The 20,948-nt window shown below is 70.2% G+C and carries 18 protein-coding genes; 12 read left to right on the forward strand and 6 right to left on the reverse strand.

Features of this window, described 5'->3' with window-relative positions; translation table 11 throughout:
• Positions 1–844, forward strand: an 844-nt coding sequence (locus HNV26_RS24950) for an LA_2272 family surface repeat-containing protein (RefSeq protein WP_436410060.1), incomplete at its 5' end; no start/stop codon positions are given.
• A 27-nt stretch (positions 845–871) separates the two neighbouring features.
• Here the strand turns inward: HNV26_RS24950 and HNV26_RS24955 are convergent.
• Positions 872–1,645 (reverse strand): alpha/beta fold hydrolase, encoded by a 774-nt coding sequence (locus HNV26_RS24955; protein WP_171444896.1) that lies wholly within the window; start codon positions 1,643–1,645, stop codon positions 872–874.
• Between the two features lie 95 nt (positions 1,646–1,740).
• On the opposite strand from HNV26_RS24955, the gene HNV26_RS24960 reads away from it, so the two are divergent.
• Positions 1,741–2,322, forward strand: a complete 582-nt coding sequence (locus tag HNV26_RS24960) for a nuclear transport factor 2 family protein (RefSeq protein WP_436410061.1) — start codon at positions 1,741–1,743, stop codon at positions 2,320–2,322.
• A 5-nt stretch (positions 2,323–2,327) separates the two neighbouring features.
• On the opposite strand, the gene HNV26_RS24965 is transcribed toward HNV26_RS24960, so the two are convergent.
• Both HNV26_RS24965 and HNV26_RS37955 read right to left on the reverse strand, forming a co-directional pair.
• Positions 2,328–3,674 carry an erythromycin esterase family protein gene (locus HNV26_RS24965; protein WP_171444898.1) on the reverse strand — a complete coding sequence of 449 codons (1,347 nt, stop codon included), beginning with the start codon at positions 3,672–3,674 and terminating at the stop codon, positions 2,328–2,330.
• Between the two features lie 91 nt (positions 3,675–3,765).
• Entirely contained in the window at positions 3,766–4,119 is a 354-nt protein-coding gene (locus tag HNV26_RS37955; RefSeq protein WP_171444899.1) for a hypothetical protein, read from the reverse strand.
• On the opposite strand from HNV26_RS37955, the gene HNV26_RS24975 reads away from it, so the two are divergent.
• The 3 genes from HNV26_RS24975 (at position 4,109) to HNV26_RS24985 (ending at position 8,190) form a co-directional block, all read left to right on the forward strand.
• Entirely contained in the window at positions 4,109–6,172 is a 2,064-nt protein-coding gene (locus HNV26_RS24975) for a M6 family metalloprotease domain-containing protein (RefSeq protein WP_171444900.1), read from the forward strand. The two genes, HNV26_RS37955 and HNV26_RS24975, sit on opposite strands and share 11 nt — an antisense overlap.
• 264 nt (positions 6,173–6,436) lie before the next feature.
• Positions 6,437–7,528 (forward strand): saccharopine dehydrogenase NADP-binding domain-containing protein, encoded by a 1,092-nt coding sequence (locus HNV26_RS24980; RefSeq protein WP_171444901.1) that lies wholly within the window; start codon positions 6,437–6,439, stop codon positions 7,526–7,528.
• Entirely contained in the window at positions 7,528–8,190 is a 663-nt protein-coding gene (locus HNV26_RS24985; RefSeq protein ID WP_171444902.1) for a TetR/AcrR family transcriptional regulator, read from the forward strand. Before HNV26_RS24980 ends, HNV26_RS24985 begins: the two co-directional genes overlap by 1 nt.
• On the opposite strand, the gene HNV26_RS24990 is transcribed toward HNV26_RS24985, so the two are convergent.
• Positions 8,185–8,559, reverse strand: a complete 375-nt coding sequence (locus HNV26_RS24990) for a PilZ domain-containing protein (protein WP_225888532.1) — start codon at positions 8,557–8,559, stop codon at positions 8,185–8,187. The genes HNV26_RS24985 and HNV26_RS24990 overlap by 6 nt on opposite strands.
• Positions 8,560–8,955: 396 nt before the next feature.
• On the opposite strand from HNV26_RS24990, the gene HNV26_RS24995 reads away from it, so the two are divergent.
• On the forward strand, positions 8,956–9,774 hold the full coding sequence (locus HNV26_RS24995) for a hypothetical protein (RefSeq protein WP_171444903.1): 819 nt from the start codon (positions 8,956–8,958) through the stop codon (positions 9,772–9,774).
• 264 nt (positions 9,775–10,038) lie between these two features.
• Here the strand turns inward: HNV26_RS24995 and HNV26_RS25000 are convergent, their stop codons facing one another.
• Positions 10,039–11,025: a zinc-dependent alcohol dehydrogenase family protein gene (locus HNV26_RS25000; RefSeq protein ID WP_171444904.1), complete on the reverse strand. Its 987-nt coding sequence runs from the start codon at positions 11,023–11,025 to the stop codon at positions 10,039–10,041.
• A 233-nt stretch (positions 11,026–11,258) separates the two neighbouring features.
• Here HNV26_RS25000 and HNV26_RS25005 point away from each other — a divergent pair, with 233 nt between their 5' ends.
• Positions 11,259–12,308 carry a lysylphosphatidylglycerol synthase domain-containing protein gene (locus HNV26_RS25005; protein ID WP_253817003.1) on the forward strand — a complete coding sequence of 350 codons (1,050 nt, stop codon included), beginning with the start codon at positions 11,259–11,261 and terminating at the stop codon, positions 12,306–12,308.
• On the opposite strand, the gene HNV26_RS25010 is transcribed toward HNV26_RS25005, so the two are convergent.
• Positions 12,244–14,457, reverse strand: coding sequence for a molybdopterin oxidoreductase family protein (locus HNV26_RS25010; protein ID WP_171444905.1), 2,214 nt, complete (start codon positions 14,455–14,457; stop codon positions 12,244–12,246). The two genes, HNV26_RS25005 and HNV26_RS25010, sit on opposite strands and share 65 nt — an antisense overlap.
• A 161-nt stretch (positions 14,458–14,618) precedes the next feature.
• Here HNV26_RS25010 and HNV26_RS25015 point away from each other — a divergent pair, with 161 nt between their 5' ends.
• The 5 genes from HNV26_RS25015 (at position 14,619) to HNV26_RS25035 (ending at position 20,946) form a co-directional block, all read left to right on the forward strand.
• Positions 14,619–15,530, forward strand: coding sequence for a hypothetical protein (locus HNV26_RS25015; RefSeq protein ID WP_171444906.1), 912 nt, complete (start codon positions 14,619–14,621; stop codon positions 15,528–15,530).
• Between the two features lie 98 nt (positions 15,531–15,628).
• Positions 15,629–16,633, forward strand: a complete 1,005-nt coding sequence (locus HNV26_RS25020) for a 3-oxoacyl-ACP synthase III family protein (RefSeq protein WP_171444907.1) — start codon at positions 15,629–15,631, stop codon at positions 16,631–16,633.
• 167 nt (positions 16,634–16,800) lie between these two features.
• Positions 16,801–17,355 (forward strand): chalcone isomerase family protein, encoded by a 555-nt coding sequence (locus HNV26_RS25025; RefSeq protein ID WP_171445514.1) that lies wholly within the window; start codon positions 16,801–16,803, stop codon positions 17,353–17,355.
• Positions 17,356–17,487: 132 nt separating this feature from the next.
• Positions 17,488–18,291 (forward strand): OmpA/MotB family protein, encoded by an 804-nt coding sequence (locus HNV26_RS25030; RefSeq protein ID WP_171445515.1) that lies wholly within the window; start codon positions 17,488–17,490, stop codon positions 18,289–18,291.
• Between the two features lie 39 nt (positions 18,292–18,330).
• A complete protein-coding gene (locus HNV26_RS25035; RefSeq protein ID WP_171445516.1) occupies positions 18,331–20,946 on the forward strand; it encodes a TonB-dependent receptor domain-containing protein in 2,616 nt (871 codons plus the stop codon).
• The last annotated feature ends 2 nt before the right edge of the window (positions 20,947–20,948 follow it).

Raw genomic sequence — 20,948 nt, forward strand, 5'->3', positions numbered from 1 at the left:
GTTCCAGGTGTCGGGCGTGGCGAACGTGGCGGGCGGGGAGATTTTCGGTCTCCAGACGGCATTCGGCGGCAACCTCGCCTTCGGTGGCGGGACGGGCGGGCAGGTGTCCGCCGTCTTCAACATGGCCGAGCGGGACTTCACGGGCTTCCAGGTGAGCACCACGGCGAACCGCGCGGCGGCGCGCCTCCGTGGAGTGCAGGCGGCCGTGGGCATCAACCTGGCGGAGCGGCTCGCGGGCGCGCAGGTGGGCCTCATCAACATCTCCGGGGACGTCGCGGGCGCGCAGGTGGGCCTCATCAACGTGGCGGCCGAGGTGCGCGGCGTGCAGCTGGGGTTCATCAACATCGCGGATGACGTGTCGGTGCCCATCGGCTTCTTGAGCATCGTGCGCAAGGGGCGCTTCGTGCTGGAGCTCTCCGCCGACGACGTCATGCCCCTGTCGGTGGGCATCAAGTATGGGAGCCGGACCGTCTATGTGCTGGCCACCACGGGCGTGGGGATTGGCAAGGACTCGCTGCGGACCTTCCTCAACATGGGCCTGGGCGTGCACGTCCCGCTGGATGCGGCGGACCGCTACTCGCTGGACGTGGACCTGTCGTACGGGAGCTGGCAGCCGAACTTCTATGGCTCGGGGCCCAAGAACACGCTGTTCCGGATGCGCGCCACGCTGGGGTGGGAGCTCAAGCGGCGCTTCGCGCTCTTTGGTGGTGTGTCCCTCAACGCGTACGACCCGTCGTCGCAGGACGAGTACCGCGACGTGAGCTGGCTGCCGCAGTGGAAGCTGGGCCGCGGCCCCGGCGGCGTCCGGATGTGGCCCGGCCTGCTGCTGGGCGTGCGCATCTGAGGCGCATCCTCCAGGTTCAGCAGTAGCTCAGCGCAGCCACGCCAACACCGCCTGAGGCGCGTCCACGTGGACGAAGTGCCCGGCTTCCGGCAGCGTCTCCACCGGGCAACCCGCGGCCACCAGGCGCTCCACGTCCGCGTCACTCACATACTTCGAGCGGCCACCCCGAAGGCACCGCATCGGCGGCCCGTCCTTGCGCTCCACCGCCGTCCACAGGTCCGTGTCATTCACGCGCGAGTGCAGGCCCGCCAGTGCCTGCCGGTCGAAGCGCCAGCGCACGCCGCTCTCCACCGTCACCAGGTTCATCAGCAGCCAGTCCGCCAGCGACTCCGACAAGCCGCGGCCCGTGAGCTCCGCGCGCATCGCCCGGCGGTTCTCCGCCTGGGCCGGTGCCTGGAGCAGGATGCCCAGCACCTTGCCGCTCTCCGACAAGTCTCCCGGGACGGGCCCCGGGGCGATGTCCAGCAGCGACACGCTCCGGACGGACTCCGGCACATTGAGGCTCGCCGCGAGCGTCACCCGTCCCCCGAGTGAATGCCCCACCCAGTCGAACGGACCCTGGAACCCCTGCGCACGCGCCGTGTCCACCACGTCCCGGGCCATGCTGTAGAGGTCCGAGTTCGCCGGCAGGGCAGGGGACGTCCCATGCCCGGTGAGGTCCGGCAGGAGGATGCGCCGGCTCGGGTCCGCCGCGCTCCACGCCGTCGCCAGTGAGCGCAGATTGCGCCCCGTGCCCAGGAAGCCGTGCAGCATCACCGTGGGCACATCGCCCTCACCCACCAGGAAACTCTCGAGGACCATGCGATTCGTGCCTTTCTCGCCGCCCCGTTCGCCTTGACGCGGGGTGGGCCGTGCCGCTTCATACCTTGAACGCCCCGCCTGACGAGGTCTTCCGCGTGCCTACCGTTTCCTTGCTCCTCTTCGTGCTCGCCTCTACGCCCGCGAACACGGCCCCCGCCGACCCGAAGGCAGCCATCACCGCCGTCCTGGATGATTGGCACCAGGCCGCCGCCGTCGCGGACGAGGCGCGCTACTTCGGCCACTTCACCGACGACGCGGTGTACCTGGGCACCGATGCCACCGAGCGTTGGACCCGTGATGAATTCCGCGCCTGGGCGAAGCCGTACTTCTCCAAGGGCAAGGCCTGGAACTTCAAGGCGACGTCACGCCACATCTTCCTCTCGAAGGATGGCGCGGTGGCCTGGTTCGACGAGGCGTTGGATACGCCCAACCTGGGCCCCAGCCGCGGCAGCGGCGTGCTGGTGAAGGACGCCGGCACCTGGAAGATTGCCCAGTACAACCTCTCCATCCCCATCCCCAACGACGTGCTGCCGGAGGTGAAGCGGCGCATCGAGCGGCACCTGGCCCGGAGCCAGAAGACGCCCGGGAAGCCCTCCACCTGGAAGGTGCCGCCGGCGAAGGTGCCCTCGCCGGAGACGCCGCCCATCAAGGAGCGGGCGCCCGCCCAGGCGAACTAGCCTCCTCACAACCCGAAGGGATACGTGTCGGGCGCGTCCTCCTCCCCGCGCCCGGCATCCGAGTCCAACGGGCGCAATGCCCGCGTCTCGTCGTAGTGCAGCACCGCGTCGAACTGCGCGGGCAGGTTCGCGTGGAAGTAGTGGCTCCACCGCTCGGTGCGCGGCGCGTACACCACGCCGATGGCGCGCTCCAGACGGCGCTCGTGCAGGCCGCCCGCCGCTTCGCCCAGCTCGGCCATGCGCAGCAGGAACGCGGGCATGCCCACGTCGTGGAACAGGCGCTCGTAGCTGCCGGACATGGCGGGCTGGATGCGGCGTCGCAGGCCGGGCTCGTCCCATTCGTGCGCGGCGATGACCACGCCCGTGTACGTGGTGAAGCCCACGTTGTAGGTCGCCGCGCCGTGCCGCTCGCGCAGGAGCTGGCCCACGTTGAGCTCCCCCTGGTCACCCATCTGCGTGGCGCGGGCATCACCCAGGTGGGAGTTGTGCGCCCAGATGACGAGCCGGGCCGGTGGACCGCTGCGTGACAGGTGCGCCGCGAGCGCGTCCACCGTGTCCGCCATGTGCGTGTCACGCAGGTTCCAGCCTTCGTGCCGGCCCGCATATACGGCGCGGTAGTACGCCTCCGCGTTGGCGACGAGCCGGGCGTTCTGCTCGGCGTGGAAGCGGGCGTCCGCGTCCTCGGGCCCTCGAGTCCTCCGCCGCTGCAACTCCACGAACTGGGCCCAGACCTGCTCCTCGCATGAGTCCGCCTGGCCCAACGTGGTGGACTGGCCATAGACGTGAGGCTCGGGGCCGAAGGGGTCGAAGCAGGAGTAGCGCTCGCGGGCCCGCTGCGCGGCATCCGGGTCCACCGTGTCCAGCCAGGCCACCACTTCCCGCATGGAGTCGTGAAGGCTGTACAGGTCCATGCCGTAGAAGCCCGCACGCTGCTTCGGTGGCACCGTGGCGTTGTGGGCACGCATCCAGGTGACCAGCTCCTCCATCTCCCGGTTGCGCCACATCCACCGCGGGAATCGCTGGAAGTTGCCCAGGGCGCCACCGGCCGTCGTGTCCTGACCGTTACCCCGCACGAACGCGTCGACACGGAGGGCGGCCGGCCAGTCGGCCTCCACCACCAGCGCGCGGAAGCCCTGTTCGGCGATGAGGCGGCGGGTGAGGGTGGCGCGTGCCTGATAGAACTCGTGTGTCCCGTGTGTGGCCTCGCCCAGCAGGACGAACCGCGCATCACCGATGCTCTCGATGAGCGGGTCCAGGTCCGAAGCGCGGCCCGACACGGGGAGCGCGGCGGCTCGGATGCCCTCCAGCAGGGCGGCCGACACCTCCGGGGCGTCCTCCTTCATTGAACCCATGCCTCACAAGGTGGGGCGGACCTGGGGGAGTGCCCATCGTGCCTTTTCCTCAGCCCGGGCGGCGGACGGGGAGGCACCCCCTCTGTTGCATTCACGCGGCCGCATGCCAGCGCCCCATCGGGCCCCAGCCCCAGGCAGGCATCGCAGTCCGGGGCTGGACCTCACCGAAGGGGATGGCTCGGGTGCCGGTGTCCATGGCCGGCGCGTCGTCCGCCCAGCTCGTGGCGGCGAAGGCGGGTCGCGACGACTCCGACAAGGCGCCCATCAAGGCGGAGACGGGTGACACCCCATCGAAGCGAGCGAGCCGCGCCGCGTCTCCAATCCGTTCCGCGTGAATACCTCGGGGCTCCGTCGGAGCTGCGTTGCGCGAGTGAATCGCTCCATGCACAAGGCGCGCGGCGACCCGTTCCGGGCCGCCGTTCTCCGGAGGGGAAATGTCCCGCACGTGGAGCATGGTATCGGCCGTGTGGCTCGCGGCTTGTAACGCACAGGTTTCCGACGCGGATGAATCGCAGGACGCGGCGCCACCACACGAGACGGTGAGCCGTCAGGAGTCATGGGACGGTGAGCTGGAGGTCGTGGTGGTGGATCCGCCCGCGCCCGCCGCGTCGTGGGAAGAGTACTTCGTGAAGCAGGGGAACCGGCACCGCCAGGTGCGCTTCGAACACGGCGCGCCGCCGGGACTGCGTAGCGGGCTCCAGGTGAAGGTGCGTGGACGCGAACAGGGCGGCCAGCTCATCGCCCAGGGCGTGGACGTGGACACCCATGCCGCGTCCTCGCTGAGCACGGTGAGCGCGTGTGGCGTCAGCGGCGTGCAGCGCAGCCTGGTCATCATGACGGAGTTCCCCGGCATGGCGCGGCCCGGCCTCACTCCGCAGGCGGTCCACGACGTGTTCTTCTCCACGACGCGCCGTTCCCTGGCGGATTACTGGAGCGAGGTGTCCGAGGGCCGCACCACCACCACGGGCGACGTGGTGGCTTGGTACACGCTGGACCGCGCCTATTCGTGCAGTGAAGGCGCGGCCATGCGTGAGGCCGCGGTGCGGGCGGCGGACGCGGACGTGGACTTCACGCGGTACGACCGTATCTTCATTGTCCACCCACGACCGCAGGCGGGCTGTTCCTACGCAGGTCAGGCCACGGTGTCGTGTGGGCAGGTGCAGACGGCGGACGGTACCGTGACGGCCTCCACGTCGTGGCTCGTGGCGGAGTCCATGATGGTCCACGACAGTGCCGTGGAGTTGGTGACGCACGAGGCGGGGCACAACCTCACGTTGGGCCACGCGAGCTCGCGCGACTTCGGCGCGGAGGCCCTGGGCCTGCCGGGGGCGACGGGGGGCATCGACGAGTACGGGGATGTCTTCTCGACGATGGGACGGTGGAACCTGGGCCACTACGCGGCGCCGCAGAAGGCACGCATCGGCTGGCTGGATGCGTCCTCGGTGGCCGAAGTGGACGGCGTGGACGGCACCTTCACCCTCGCGCCCGTGGTCGCGTCGGGCGGGCTGAAGGCGCTCAAGGTGCGGCGGCGGCCTGGGAGCGATGACTGGCTGTGGTTGGAGTACCGCCAGCCCGTGGGGGGCTATGAGGCGACGCTGGCGCCACAGGTGTTCGGCGGAGCGCTCGTGCACTACGCGGATGCGGCGACGCAGAGTGGCTCGCACCTGCTCGACTTCACGCCGCAGACGGCGTCGTGGACCGACCCGGCCTTGCTTCCGGGCACGACGTGGGACGACCCCTACAGCACCCTCTCCGTGACTGTGAACGCGGCGACGTCCGCGGGACTCGTCGTGAGCATCGCGCACCGTCAATCCGCATGCGTCCGCGCACCCCACGAGGTGCAGGTGACGTCCTTCTCCCCCACGTCCTGGCCCGGAGGCCGGCCGGAGTTCGAGGTCGTTCTCGTCAACCACGACTCGCCTACGTGTTCGCCGTCCGCCTTCCAGCTCTCCGCCCTCCTTCCGCAAGGGTGGGGCTCCGACCGGCTGCCCGCGCAAGTCACTGTCGCCGCGTCCGCCTCGTCGTCGCTGGGCCTCCAGGCGTATGCGCCCTACAGCGCGGCGCCCGGCACGTACGCCGTGGGCATGGCCGTCACACGAGATGGCCACACGGTGCAAGGCACGGCGGACATCGACATCGTCGAGCGATGTCTCACCGCGCCGCCCACGGTGACGGTGTCCCCTCAGACTGTGACGGCGGCTCCGGGCACGGACGTCACGTGGACGGTGGCCGTGACGAACAACGACGCCGGTGGCTGTGATTGGGTCTGGTACGACTTCTATTCAAGCCTGCCCTCGGGTTGGGACACCGCCTTCTCCGACTGGGGTGTGAATCTGCCCCCAGGTGGTGCCTTCACCTTCACGATGACCAAGTCCATTCCGCTGAGCGCACGTGGCGCCCACGCGGTGGACCTGGACATCTTCAAGGACGAGTACGGCCTCCTGTGGCGCGGCACCTTCACGGTGGAGGTGGTCGAGCCGCTGACACGCGCACGCTGAACGTGAATGCGGTCCGCTCGCGGCGGGCAGGTGCCGCCGCGAGTGTTCCGTCGTGACTTCAGGATGCCCTAGCGCCCAGCGTGCTGCCGCCACGCGCCGAGGATGTGCCCGGCCGCTGCGTCCACGCCCCTGTCGGGGCCGGAGCGCGACGCCAGGGGGCCCCGGCTACATGGCCAGGACGATTGTCGTGAAAATATAGGTCAATTGACCTAATAAAAGCTCCAGGCGGCGTGGATGGCCCACGCCGGGCGGGTGGAGCGCGTCATGGTGGTTGAGGACAGTGTCGTTCTGGTGGGGGGCTACGGCGTGGTGGGGACGTGGCTCGCGCAGTTGCTGCGGGAGCGGCATCCGGACCTTCCGCTGGTCATCGCTGGCCGTCGTCGCGAGCCCGCGGAGGCGTTGGCCCGAAGGCTGGGGAACGCGGAAGCCGCGGTGCTGGATGTGACGGCGCCCGACCCGCTGGCGTGCCTGTCCGGACGGCCCAGGGCCGTGGTGTCGCTGGTCAATGACCCGGACGATGCGGTGCTGCGCTCGGCGGTCCGGGAAGGCGTGGCGGTGCTCGACATCACCCGCTGGACGTCGCGTGTGAAGTCGGCGGTGCTGCGGCTGTCGGGGACGCCCCCACGGGCACCCGTCCTGCTCAGCTCCGCGTGGATGGCGGGACTGGTGCCCCGGCTCGTCGCGGGCGCGTCGGAGCGGGTGGGGGGCGCCGAGCGCGTCGACGTGGGCATCCGCTTCGCCCTGGCGGACCAGGCGGGTCCGGATTCGGTGGAGTACATGGACCGGCTGGGGATGGCCTTCGACATCACGGAGGGAGGGAAGGAGCGGCAGGTGTTGCCGCTGACGGACGGCCGCCGGGTGATGTTCCCGGATGGGCGGCCCACGCGTGTCTTCCGGCTCGACACGCCCGAGCAGGCCACGCTGCCGCTGGTGCTGGGCGCGCGCACGGTGTCGACGCGGCTGGGGTTCGATTCGGGCACCGTCACCTGGACGCTCGCGGCGCTCCAGCAGGTGGGGCTGCTCCGGCTGCTCCAGCATCCCCGCCTGACATCCGTGCGGCGCGCGCTGATGGCCAGCAGCGGCACGGGCGGTGAGGCGGCGTGGGTGGCGGACGTGGAAGGCCCTCGCGGGGCGCTGCGCATCGAAGTGGTGGACCCGAAGGGACAGGCCCACCTCACGGCCGTGGGCGCGGTGCTGGGGACGGAGCGATTGCTGGGGTGGGATGGCGCGCCGCCTCCCGCCGCGGGCGTGTGGTTCCCGGAGCACGACGCGCGCGCGGAGCAGGCCCTGGACGCCCTGCGCGGGTGCGGCGTCCAGGTCCGGTTCGAGGAACAACCGCGCCGGGAGGCGGCCTGATGCCACGCGCCACGCGGGGGAAGCTGCCGTCGTCGAAGCCTCGCGAGGGGACCGCGGTCCACGCCAAGGGGACCGAGCGCGTGGCGTCCATCCTCGATGCGGCCACCGACACCCTGGTGGAGGAGGGCCATTCGGGGCTCACGCTGCGCCGGGTGGCTCAGCGGGCGGGGCTCAGCGTGGGCAACCTTCAGTACTACTTCCCCGCGAAGCAGGACGTGGTGCGGGCGCTGCTCGCGCGCTACCTGGAAGCCGCCAGCCAACGGGTGCATGCGCGGGTGGAGGAAGGCGGCCGTGCGCCGGTGGAGCGGCTTCGTCGCGCGGTGGAGGCCCTGCTGGAGGACCAGGAGTCACCGCGCCATTGTCAGCTCTTCGCGGAGCTGTGGGCGCTCGCCGCACGGGATGAGATGGTCGCGGACGCGCTCGCCGTCTTCTACGCGGGCTTCCGGGCGGGCGTCGTGGCGCTGCTGCGTGAACTGGCGCCCGGGCTCAGCCCGTCACGCCTGGAGCGTCGCGCGGCGCTGGTGGTCGCATTCCTGGAGGGGCTGTCGCTCTTCAGAGGCGGCGGTGCGCTCCGAAGGGCCTCGGTGCCTGGGTTGGAGCAGGAGCTGCGGGCCGTGTTGGAGGAGGCCCTGGCGGGCGTCCCCGCCGCCGGGAAGCTATGAGTCGGCCGGGCCGCCCTCGTCATCCACGACGAGCACCGACTTGAGTTTGTCCATGGCCAGCGGCGGTACGTCCGTGAAGGCCAAGCCGACTTCAAAGCGCGCCACCGCGTCCTTGGGAAGCTTGCGCGTCCAGGCCACGCGCGCTTTGCACTCCAGCGAGGTGCCGTCGCGCAGGAACAGGTCCAGCTCCAACTCCGAGTCCTGGGTGTACTGCTCGTCGGAGTAGATGCGGATGCCCCCCAGGCTGGCGTCCAGCACCTGCTGCTTGTCCACGCGCCTCAGTCGCGCGGGCCGGGCATAGAGCGGCGCCTCGAGCCGAGGAAAGCGACGACGATCCGTGGGGGATTCATTCACGCTGGCGCTGTTCATGTTCCAGCCTTCTCCGGGGGGAAGTCCGGCCGGGCTCCCGGGCGACGGTGACGAAGCATAGGGGATATGATGGGTGGGTACGAAATCTCAGGACCCAGCCAGCCCGCAGTGCGCACACCCGAAAGGTGTCTCGTTCGACCCGTGCCCGGGGCTTCATGAAGCCGCATGAAAGGCGCTCCTTGGCTGCCTGGGGTGTAACGGGGCTCGCCACAGGAGCCGGCCCATGTGACGCCGCGCGCTACGTTGCGTGCTCGCGAGCGGGGTGGCCGGTGGGTGCGCGCCGAGCGCCGGCGCCGCCCGCCACGTGCTGGCGCGCTGGGTGCAAACGCGGCTCCCGGGTCTTCACCGGAGACCCGGTATTCATCATCCCCCACCCCAATGAGAGGTTCTTCATCCATGAGCATCAAGCTGACGGGCCGCCTGATGGCGGCAGCGCTCCTGAGTCTGACGGCCGCGGGTTGCCAGGGCGAGGAGTCGCAGCCTGCCGAGGCTGACGCGCTTTCGGCCCAGGAAGCGCCTGTGAAGCAGCAGTGCGTTGAGACCTTCGCTGGCATCACGAACTGCGCCACGGGCAACGCGAAGCTCGAGCGCACGGAGGCGGGCCTCAACGTCACCGGCCTGGAGAAGGCCGTCAACGACGGCGTCTCCAGCAACTTCGCCGCCGCGACGCAGTGGGAGCAGAAGGCCGTCTTCCAGGAGCTCGCCAAGGCCGGACAGGGCTTCGCCCTGGCGGCGCGTGATGGCGACCAGGTGGTCAGCACCCTCCAGGTCGGCATTGGCCGTGAGCCGGGCCAGGTGACGTTCCAGCCGCAGTTCACCGGCACGCCGGGCGGTTCGACCTACAGCGTGTACGTGTACAACGGCGGTCAGTTCCAGGGCCGGCACATCAACCGCGGCCTCTGGTTCCCGATGGACGCGTCCTGGTACGACATCCACATCCGCTTCACGCCCATCCACATCGGCTTCCGCAACCACATGACCTTCGGGTTCAATGACCCCATCCCCACGGGGGCCTGCGTGTGGTCCTTCCGCAGCGCGACGCCGGGAGCCTTCACGTTCGACTTCGACGGCCGCGAGGTCAGCGGTGACCACGTCGAGTTCGTCGAGGAGCTGGGCGATGGCCACTACCCGTACACCAGCTTCTCGGCCATCGACCTGACGGCCGCCGCGAGCGCGCTGACCATCCACAGCGAGTCCATCAGCCGCGGCAAGTAGTCCGCGGTCCGAAGCAGCCACGCCGGGCGGGAGCCTCTCCCGCCCGGCGTGTCGCCAGCACGTCCTCGAAGGCGAGGAGGCGGCGGAAGCCGGAGGAGCGGGCGCGCCGGGCGTTCCCGCTCCTGGGGCTTCCAGGCGTCAGTCCGGTCGCGGGATGGGTTTACGGATGGGGGGCGCTGCTGGTGCGGCGCCCGGAGCTGGCCCTGCGCTTCGGGGCGTTGTTTCAGGGCCCTTGGGGATGACAGCGCGGCGGCGCTCAGCGCCTCAGAGTGGGCCGTTGGGCGTGAGGAGCACCTTGCCAGCGCGCCCACCTTCCATGGCGCGCGTCAGGGCCTCCTGGATGGACTCCAGGGGGAAGGTTCCCTCCACCGGAACGTGGAGCGTGCCCTCCGCCACCTGCTTCGCGAGCCGGGTGAAGAGGGCGCCCTGCTCCTCGCGCGGCGTCTTCTTCATCCACGTCACCAGCCAGAAGCCGCGCAGGGTGATGTCCTTGAAGATGGTGGCGGCGGCTGACAACCGAGGGCCCTTTCCGCTCATCACGCCATAGTTCACCACCACGCCGCCGCGCGCGAGCGCGTCACCCAGGCGCTGGGTGGACTCACCGCCGACGGCGTCGATGGCCAGCCGGACCTTGGCGCCGCCCGTCACCTCGCGCACGCGCTCCGGCAGTTCATCCGAGTCCAGCAGCACGGCGTCCGCGCCCAGCGCGGTGAGCTCCGGCGCCAGTTCTTCACGCCGCACCACGTTCAGCGTCTTGATGCCAGCCTGCTTCGCCAGGGTGATGATGGTGCGGCCCACCGCCGAGTTGGCGGCGTTCTGTATCACCCACTCGCCGGGCTGAAGCGCGACGAAGACCCGCAGCAGCAGGTCCGCGGTCGGAGGATTGATGAACAGCATGGCGGCCTGCCGCAGGTCGGTTCCCGGCGGCACCCGCAGGAGCGAGTCCGCGGGAGCGACCAGTTGGGTGCACCAGGTGCCCGCGCCGAGCGGAAGGAATACGACGTCACCCACCTTCACGGCGCTGGAGTCCTGGACCTCGACGACGCGGCCGACGCCTTCGTTGCCGGGCACCGCGGGGAGCTTCGGGAGCTGTCCGTACTGGCCGCTGAGCGTGAGGATGTCGGAGGGATTGATGGGCGTGGCCAGCACTTCAATCCGGGCTTCGCCCGGCTTCAGCGCCACGTCCGGCTGCTCCACGACCTCCACCACCTTCAGTGGCTGCCCGAAGGCTGAGAACCGCACTGCTTTCATGGGACGCTCCATGTTTCGTGTGGGAGTGTGGGGCGCACCCTAGCGGCCTTCGAGGGGGGCGCCGAGCATCCAAGCATCGCCGTACCCCACCGTCTTGCCTCCCGGGGGGCGGGGCGCCTGTCCAGCGCTGGACGGGCCCCTGCGTGGGCGGGGACAGGCGGACAGACTGGGCTCGCCAGTCGCGTCCACGCTGCCCACTTTCCGTTGCGGGCAACGGGACGGCGAGGAGGTCGATGGTGAGCAACGCGCACGGGGAGTTGTCCCTGGCCCCGCCAGCAGGCGCTGTGGATGCAGCGGCGCCGCAGCGGGTCCTGAAGCGGTGGATGGTGGTGGGGCTTCGGCCCGTCTTCGCGCTGGCGGGTTTGGGCACACTGGCGTTGCTGGTCCACAAGGCCGGGCCCCGCGAACTGGGCGCCGTGTTGTCCGGCGCGGCGCCCTGGCTGCCGTGGGTGGTGCTGCTGGAGCTGGGGCGGCAGTGCATGGACGGGCTGGCGACGCGGCGTGCCTATGGCCCGGGAGCGGCGCGCGTGCCCTGGCGCGTCCTGGCCCGCGCGCAGCTCATCGGTACCGCGGTGTCCAGCATGGCCCCGGCGGGCCGCGCCGCGGCGGAGGCCACCAAGGCGGCCCTGCTGAGTCCCTACATGGGCGGGGGAACCGCCACCGCGGCGGCGGCGACCTCGCAGGCGGCGTCCCTGGCGGCGGGAGGCTTCATCTCGTTCCCCTGCGCCCTGGCGTCCTATCTGCTGACGGGCATGTCCCTCTTCACCATGCTCATGCTGGCGCATGGCGTGTTGCTGGTGCTGCTGTCGGTGGGCGTGCGCGCGTGCATGCGCGCGAAGCGGCCCGGTGCGTGGCTGGTGTGCCGCTTCAGCCGCTGGGCGCTCCATGCGGAGCAGTTCAAGGCCTCGGCGCGGTGTGGCTCGTTGCTGCCGTGGTCGCCCATGCTGGCGTTCCTGTTCAGCCGGCTGTTCCAGGTGGCGCAGTACGGCGTGCTGACCTACGCGGTGGGCATCGACACCTCACTGGTGCAGGCGTTCTTCGCCCAGGGGCTCTATCTGTGTGCGTTGGCGGTGGGCTCGCTGGTGCCGGGGCAGGTGGGCGTGAGTGACGGCGCGTTCGCGCTGGCGGCGGGCGTGCTGGACACCACGGCCGCGCGCGCCATGTCGGTGGCGCTGCTGGGGCACCTGGTTCAGCTGTTGTTCGTGCTGGTGGGGGCGCTCATTCCGCTGGTGTGGCGGATCCGGGCGCCGCTGCCCGTAGCACCCGCACCGGCGTGCCGCTGAAGGCGGCGTTGCCGCAGAGCGCGTCCACGGCCTGCGCGTCCGTGAGGTCGTTGTGGCTGGCGCCCGCGTGGGCGGTGGCCACGGCGAGCCGGGTGCCCTGGCGGCCATGGCCGTAGCCGTGGGGCAGGCTCACCACGCCGGGCATCACCTCGTCCGTCACGTGGATGGGCACCGTCACGGTGCCCACGCGCGAGGTGACGGTGGCCTCCATGCCGTCGGCGAGCGCCCGCCGGGCCGCGTCCTCCGGATGCATCATCAACGTGCAGCGCGGCCTGCCCTTCAGCAGGCCCGGTACGTTGTGCATCCAGGAGTTGTTGTCGCGCAGGTGCCGCCGGCCGATGAGCAGCAGCTCGCCGCCGTGCTGCTCGGGGACGGTGTCCTGGGGGAAGGCTGCTTGCAGGCGTCGCACGTCCGCCACCAGCAACTCCGGCGCCAGGTGGATGCGGCGGTTCTTCGTCTGGAGACGCCGGGGCAGGCAGGACTGGAGCGGCCCCAGGTCGATGCCGTGGGGCGACTGGCGCAGCTTCTCCAGGGTGAGGCCCCGCTTCGCCGGGTGGAAGCGCGCGCCGTAAGGCCCCAGCCGCAGGCCCAGGTCCAGCACCCGCTCCGGACCCAGACGGGACAGGGCCTGGTATTTGAGCGTGGCGCGCACGGAGGGGCGGCCCTTGCGCAGCGTCAGCAGCCGGTGCTGGAGGGCGAGCAGAATCTGCCAGTCCTGGCGGCTGCCCGGCCCGGGCTCGAAGAGGGCGGGCGAGTACTTCGCGGTGTTGCGCACCGCCAGCGCGTGGAAGGCGATGTCGTAGTGGCTGCGCTCCAGCGGTGACACCGGTGGGAGGATGAGGTGCGCGTGGCGCGTCGTCTCGTTGAGGTACGGGTCGATGCTCACCATGAAGTCCAGGCCCGCGAGCGCCTGTTCCATCCGAGCGCCATCTGGCGTGGACAGCGCGGGGTTGCCCGCGACGGTGAGCAGCGCGCGGACGCGGCCCGGGCCCGGCGTGAGCATCTCCTCCGCCATCGCCGCGGTGGGCAGCTCCCCCGCGAACTCGGGGAGCCCGCGCACGCGGCTCTTCCAGCGGCCGAAGCCGCCGCGGCCCACCGCCAGGGCCCGGGGGCCTCCGACGACGTCGAACGCGGGCAGGGTGAACATGGCGCCGCCGCGCCGGTCCAGGTTGCCGCTCACCACGTTGAGCACGGTGATGAGCCATTGGCAGAGCGCGCCGAAGGCCTGGGTGGACACCCCCATGCGGCCGTAACACACGGCGGCGCGTGCGGAGAGGAAGTCCCGGGCGATGCGGCGCAGGGTGTGCGCGGGCACGCCCGTGTGCGGTGAGACCTTCTCCGGAGGAAAGTCCCGGGCCAGCGCGCACACGGTCTCCAGGCCGTCGGTGAAGGCATCCAGCGGCCCCAGGCGTGGCGCGTGCTCCACCACCGCCACGTGCAGCAGGGCGAGCAGCGCGAGCGCATCGGTGCCCGGCCGGATGAAGACGTGCGTGTCGGCGATGGCCGCCGTCTCCGTGCGGCGCGGGTCCATGACCACGACGCGGCCGCCGCGCTGCTGGATGGCGCGCAGGCGGGCGCGCACGTCGGGCGCCGTCATCAAGCTGCCATTGGACGCCAGGGGATTGGCGCCCAGCACGAGCATGTAGCCGGTGTGGTCGATGTCGGGAATCGGCACCATCAGCTGGTGGCCGAACATGAGGTAGGCGGTGAACTGGTGCGGCAGTTGGTCCACGGACGTCGCGGAGAAGCGGTTGCGCGAGCGCAGCGTGCGCACCAGCTCTGGGGCGAACAGCATGTTGCCCAGGTTGTGGACGTTCGGGTTGCCCAGGTACGAGCCCACCGCGTCACGGCCGTGCTCCCGCTGGATGGCATGCAGGCGGCGCGCGGTCTCATCCAGCGCGTCGTCCCAGGAGACGGGCTCCCACCCGCTGGCGGTGCGGCGCATGGGGCCGCGCAGCCGGTCCGGGTCCTGGTGCAGGTCCTCCAGCGCCAGGGCCTTGGGACAGACGTGGCCCCGGCTGAAGGGGTCCTCCGCGTCACCCCGGATGGAGGTGATGCGTCCGGCGTCCAGCTCGATGCGCAGGCCACACATGGCCTCGCAGAGGTTGCAGGTGCGGAAGTGGACCTGAAGACCCGGGGCGGCGCTCATTCGCGGAACTGTAGCGCGTGGCGGAGGGCCGTCCGCCCGGCGGCGCGGGTCGCGCTTCCATCCGTCTGGGTTCAGACGAAGGGCTTCCTGGCGGACTGCACGATTTCAGCGGCACACGTGCGAGAGGCCCGTGAAAGGATGCCGTCCCAGGAGGGCAGCACATGCACCGCGTGTATCCGTTCGTCGTCTCCCTGGGGCTCTCGCTCGCGTCGCTCGCCGCCCATGCCACGGCGCCGGCTGCGACCGCGGCCGAGCTGAAGGCGCCGACCATCCAGTTCAAGCAGGTGAACGCCCGCGTGGGGTACCAGGAGGAATTGGACAACGCCGTGGACATGCGGCTGGCGCTCGACCTGCGCGCTTCGGACATGGACAAGCCGATGTCGGTGGCGATGTCGGTGACCTCGTCCAGCCGCCACACGGTGACGGTGCTGGCCGCGAAGGGGAAGGTCCTCTCCAAGGTGAAGATGGCGTTCGGCGACGTGGGCGAGGTGGCCGAGCAGCAGGGCAAGGTCGAGCGCAAGGCGAGCCCCATCAGCCGGAAGACGTACCTGGCGGAGTGGAAGAAGGACCGCGTGGTCATCACGAACGCGGCGGGCAAGCCGGTGCCCAAGGAGGAAGCAGACGAGGTGACGAAGCACCTGCCGGAGCTCGGCAAGCCCGACCGGATGGAGGCCGCCTTTCCGAAGAATCCGCTGGCGGTGGGCGCCACCCTGGATGGCTTCTCCGATACGCTCGCGAAGCAAATCGTGGACGAGCAGGGCGATAACACCCGTGTCACCCAGGCGCGCGCCCGGTTGGTCGAAGTGCGTCAGGACCCGCGCGGCGCCGTGGGCATCTTCGACGTGGCCATGACGGTGCTTCGCCAGGAAATCAATGCGCCGTTCCTGCTGACCATTCCGCTGCAAGGGCAGATGTCCGTCCTCGCGGAGGGCATCCAGTTGCTGGAGCTCACCTTGTCCGGGCCGGTGAAGGTGGAGCTGACCGATGACGCCGTCGAGCAGGGCTTCGAGGCGCGCGGCGAGGGCGCGATGCGGCTGCGGCTCACGGGTCGGAAGGCTGACGCCGCGCGTTAGGTTGATGGCCCGGCAGGTCGTCCGCTGTGCGCGAAGGCGCGGAGGCGTGACAGACGGCTGACAGAGTTTTGGGAGGCTGCGCGGTTAGAGGGTTCAGAATGTACCTGCACGCGCTCGGCCACTTCCATCCTCCCAACCTTCTGACCAACGCCTTCTTCGAGGAGCTGGGGCTGGAGACCAGCGATGCGTGGATTGTGGACCGCGTGGGCATCCACACGCGGCACACGGTGCTGCCGCTGGACTACCTGCGCGAGACGCGCAACCGCGACGTGCGCGCGGCGCAGGAGGCGGCGCTCTTCAGCAACGCGGAGACGGGACGCCGCGCGGCGCTGATGGCGCTGGAGCGCGCGGGGCTGAAGCCGTCCGACATCGGGCTGGTGGTGGCGGGCGGATGCAGTCCCGACGAGTGCATTCCCGCCGAGTCCAACCGGGTGGCGCAGTTGCTGAACATCGATGCGCCGGCGGTGGACCTGCAGAGCGCTTGCTCGTCCTTCTGCATGCAGCTGCACTTCCTGGCGGGCATGCGGCCGGAGCGGCTGCCGGACTACGTGCTGGTGGTCAACATGGACAACTCCACGCGCGTGGTGGACTACGCGGACCGCTCCAGCGCGGTGCTGTGGGGAGACGGCGCGTCCGCGGCCATCCTGTCGCCGCGCGTGCCGGGGCGCTGGCACCTCACGGAGACGCTGCTGGCCGGAGACCCCTCGGGCGCGGACAAGGTGCGCGTGCCGCGCATGGGGCACTTCACCCAGAACGGCGGAGAGGTGCAGAAGTTCGCCATCCGCCGCGCGGGGGAGACGTTCCAGGCCCTGCGCACGCGCTTCATGGACCGTCACCCGGACAAGGGCGCGGGGGCCGTCTCCTTCATCGGGCACCAGGCCAACCTGCGCATGCTGGAGGCCGTGCAGCGGCGGTGTGAGGTGCCGGACGCGCGGCACTTCTTCAATGTGCACACCCGGGGGAACACTGGCGCCGCGGGCGCGCCCGGCGTCCTGAGCGAGCACTGGGACGACCCCGCCGTGGGAGACGCGGTGGTGCTGAGCGTCGTGGGCAGCGGCCTGACGTGGGCCGGGGCCCTGCTGGAGCGCACCCCGGCGCGGTGAGCCGCCCGGCGGGCCCATGCGGTTGATTGCCCGACGTTGAGCCTCTCAGGACCTGTCGCCGTCCACTGCCGTACAGCGTTGCCCTTCCGGGCGTTGGCGGTGCCCGGGAGCGTGTGCAGCGTATGTCCTGTCGGATTCAGTGGGGTCTGGGGGCGGGGGTCGGGCGCATGCGTACTCAAGCGTGGGGTGGGAATCTGCGGGGGCTCGTGGCGGGCATGCTGCTCGTCGCGGGCGCCGCGCAGGCGGGACAGAAGCAGGTCGGCGGCGTGCACATGCCGGTGTCGCTGAACCTCAAGGGGCGCACCGTCGAACTCGCCCACATGGAGCTGCACAAGCAACTCTTCTTCAAGGTCTACGTCTGGAGCCTCTACATGGAGGACCGGCCACGCTCCACGCACGAGGCCATCAACTCCAACTCCGTGAAGCGGCTCCACTTCCACTTCCTGCGCAACATCTCCCGGGACCAGCTCGTGGGCAGCTTCCGGGACGGGTTGGAGCACAGCCCCGCCCTGCGTCGGGGGCCGCTGGCGAACCACCTGAGCATCATGCTCGCGTCGCTGAAGGACGTGCAGAAGGGCGAGGACCTCGTCATCACCTACACCCCGGGCGTCGGGCTCGAAGTCGGAGGAGACGCCTCCGGTGGCGTCTTCATCCCCGGCAAGCACTTCGCGGACGCACTCTTCTCCGTCTGGCTCGACTCTCATCCTATTTTTCCGCGCTGACTGACACACGGGGGCTGTCCGTCAGCCGCTCAATCATTTCAGCTCAAAATATGTACGAGGTTCTTCCTGACCCAGAGCACCACCAGCGATAGGCTGGCGCTTCATCCACAGGTGTCAGGAGGACACGTACATATGCGGAAACCGCTGGTTCTGGCTGCACTCGTCGCGCTCTCCACCACGGGCTGTGTTTCGCAGGGGAAGTTCGACGCCAAGGCGCTCGAGGCGGAGAACTTCGCCAAGGGCCTCAACGACGAGAAGGGCGCTCGCGAGGCGGCCGAAGCCAAGGTGAAGGCGCTGGAAGAGAAGGTCGCCGAGTTGGAGCAGGAGCGGGAGGCGCTGAACACCCGCCTGGGCACCGCTGAGTCCCGCCTCACCGCGGGCGCCGCGGAGCGCCGTGCGCTGGAGGAGAAGAACTCCCAGCTGGCCGCCCTCAACGACGAGCTGGCGCGCAACACGAAGAAGCTGGCCCAGGCGAAGGAGGAGCTGGAGAAGCGCAGCTCCGAGTACGAGAACCTGGCCCAGAGCCTCAAGCAGGAGATTTCCGACGGCAAGATTGAGCTGTCCGAGCTCAAGGGCAAGATGACCGTCCAGCTCAAGGACAAGATTCTCTTCGCCTCCGGCTCCGCCCGGGTCGGCAAGGAAGGCGAGGAGGCGCTGAAGAAGATCGCCGACGCGCTCAAGACGGTGCAGGGGAAGATCATCCGCGTGGAAGGCCACACGGACGACGTCCCGACTGGCGGCGGTCAGTTCCCGTCCAACTGGGAGCTGAGCCTGGCGCGCGCCATGGCGGTGGTCCGTTCACTCCAGAACGCTGGCGTGGACCCGACGTTCCTCTCCGCCGCGGGTTACGGGCAGTACCAGCCCATCGCGGCCAACGATTCGGCGGAGAATCGCAGTCTGAACCGCCGCATCGAAATCGTGCTCGCGCCGAAGTAGGCGCCGCACTAGGAGGGGCGCGGGAGTCCCGCGCCCCTCATGAAAATCCTTCTCGCCGTTCTCAGCCTCCTCGCCGCCACTGGCGCCGCCGCCCCGCAGGACGCGGGCGTCACGAATGCCGACGCCGGCGCGCCCCAGGGGGTGCTGACGAAGCCCCCCGCGCTGATGCGCCAGGTGGAGGCAATCTATCCACCGGAAGCCGCTGCCCAGCAGCTCGAGGGCACGGTGGTGATGTGGGTCGACATCTCGGAGACGGGCGCCGTCTCCAACGTCGAGGTGTCCCAGCCCGCCGGCCACGGCTTCGACGAGGCCGCCGTGGAGGCGGTCCGCCAGTTCCAGTTCGAGCCCGCCGAGGTGGACGGTGTCCCCGCGCCGGTGCGCATCGAATACGCCTACCAGTTCGTCTTCCGTCCACCGCCGCCGCCAGAGGGAGAGGACGCCGCCGCCGTGGAGCCCGAGGCTCCCGTGAACTTCAGCGGCCGGGCGCTGGAGCGGGGCACGCGGGACGCGCTCCTGGGCGCGGAGGTGGTGCTGCCCGCGCTGGAGCGCTCCACCGTCACCGACGAGGAGGGCCGCTTCTCCTTCCGCGGCATCCCGCTGGGCACGTACGAGGTGCTGGTGGTGCAGAGCGGCTACGAGCGCTTCCGCACCGAGGAGACCTTCACGGAAGGTCAGGAGACGCGCGCCACGTACTACGTGCGCAAGCGCATCTTCGGCGCGTTCGAGACGGTGGTGCGCAGCGAGCGCGAGCGCAAGGAGGTGACGCAGACCACGCTCCAACTGGCCGAGGTGCAGCGCGTCCCCGGCACCCAGGGCGACACGCTGAAGGTGGTGCAGAACCTGCCCGGCGTGGCGCGCCCCGCCTTCAACGGTGGCCAGCTCGTCATCCGCGGCACGGGCCCGCAGGAGTCCGGCGTCTTCCTCGACGGCCAGCGGATTCCGCTGCTCTACCACTTCGGCGGCCTCACCTCCGTCTACAACTCGGAGCTGCTGGAGGCGGTGGACTACCTGCCCGGCAACTTCTCCGCGTACTACGGAGACATCACCGGCGGCGTCATCAACGTGCGAAGCCGCGAGCCGCGCACGGACCGGCTCCACGCCACCGTGGGCGTCAGCCTCATCGAATCCAACGCGGTGGTGGAGGGGCCCATCACCGACACGCTGAGCTTCGCGGTGGCGGGACGGCGTTCGTACATCGACCTGGTGCTGGGCCTGGTGCCACAGGGCGACAACGGCCCCAGCCTCCAGGTGGCGCCGCGTTACTACGACGCGCAGCTCAAGCTGGTGTGGAAGCCGAAGTCGCGCCACACCTTCACGCTGCAGGGGCTCACCTCCAGAGACAGGCTGGGGCTCGTCTTCGACCGGCCGGCGGATGACGACCCCACCGTCACCGGTGGGCTGAACGTCACCACCGGCTTCAACCAGCTGCGCCTGCGGCACCAGTACCGCGCGGACGCGCTCACCCTGGACACGCACGGCCTGGTGGGCAACACGCTGGTCCAGTTCGGCATCGGCGACCGCGGCCTGCGCATCGCCTCCACGGACCTGAACCTGCGCTCCACCGTGGAGTACGCCTTCGGGGAGGCGCTCACGCTGGCGGGCGGCATCGACGTGGTGAGCAACTTCGCCCGGGTCACCGCGCGCATCCAGGGCCTCTCCCGCGAGGGCGAGCCGCCCACGCCCACCGTCACCGATGACGTGCTCACCGCGGACGGCGACTTCCTCCAGTACTTCCCCTCCACCTGGGTGGAGGCGCGCTGGCGCCCCGTGCCGCGCCTGCTGCTGGTGCCGGGCCTGCGCGCGGAGAGCTACGTCTTCACCGACCAGACTCAGGCCCGCCGCACCTTGAACCCGCGTCTGGCGGTCCGCTACGGCCTGACGGACACGCTGACGCTCAAGGGCGGCGCGGGCGTCTATCACGGCCCCCCTGTGCAGGACGAGCCGAGCGTGGCCTTCGGCAACCCGGACCTGCGCGCGAAGCGGTCGCTCCAGTACAGCGTGGGCGCGGAGTGGCAGGCGCGGCCGGAGTGGTTCGTGGGCGGCGAGGTCTTCTACAACGACCTGGACGGGCTCATCGTCCGCTCCAACGCCACGGTGGTGCGCAACGGCCAGCGGGTGCCCGAGCGGTTGAGCAACGGCGGCGTGGGGCGCATCTACGGCCTGGAGGTGTTGGTGCGCCGCGCGCTGACGGACCGGCTCTTCGGCTGGGTCTCCTACACGCTCAGCCGCAGCGAGCGCCAGGACGCGCCGGGCGTGGGCTGGCGCCTCTTCGACAATGACCAGACGCACGTGCTGACAGCGATTGCGTCCTACAAGCTGCCGGCGGGCTGGGAGGTGGGCGCGCGCATGCGCTTCGCTTCGGGCAATCCCACGACGCCGGTGGTGGGCTCGGTGCGCGATGACGGGTCGGACGTCTTCATCCCACTCTACGCGGCGGTGAACTCGCGCCGGCTGCCGTCCTTCAACCAGTTGGACATCCGCGTGGACAAGAACTTCGCCTTCGAGAAGTGGGCGCTCAACGTCTACCTGGACCTCACGAACGCCTACAACAACCCGGCGGTGGAAGGCATCGCCTACAACTACAACTACACCCAGAGCGCTTTCTTCGAAGGACTGCCCATCCTTCCCATCATCGGCGCTCGGGGGAGCTTCTGAGC

Source organism: Myxococcus xanthus, from assembly GCF_013116825.1.
In the GTDB taxonomy this organism is placed as follows: Bacteria; Myxococcota; Myxococcia; order Myxococcales; family Myxococcaceae; genus Myxococcus; species Myxococcus xanthus_B.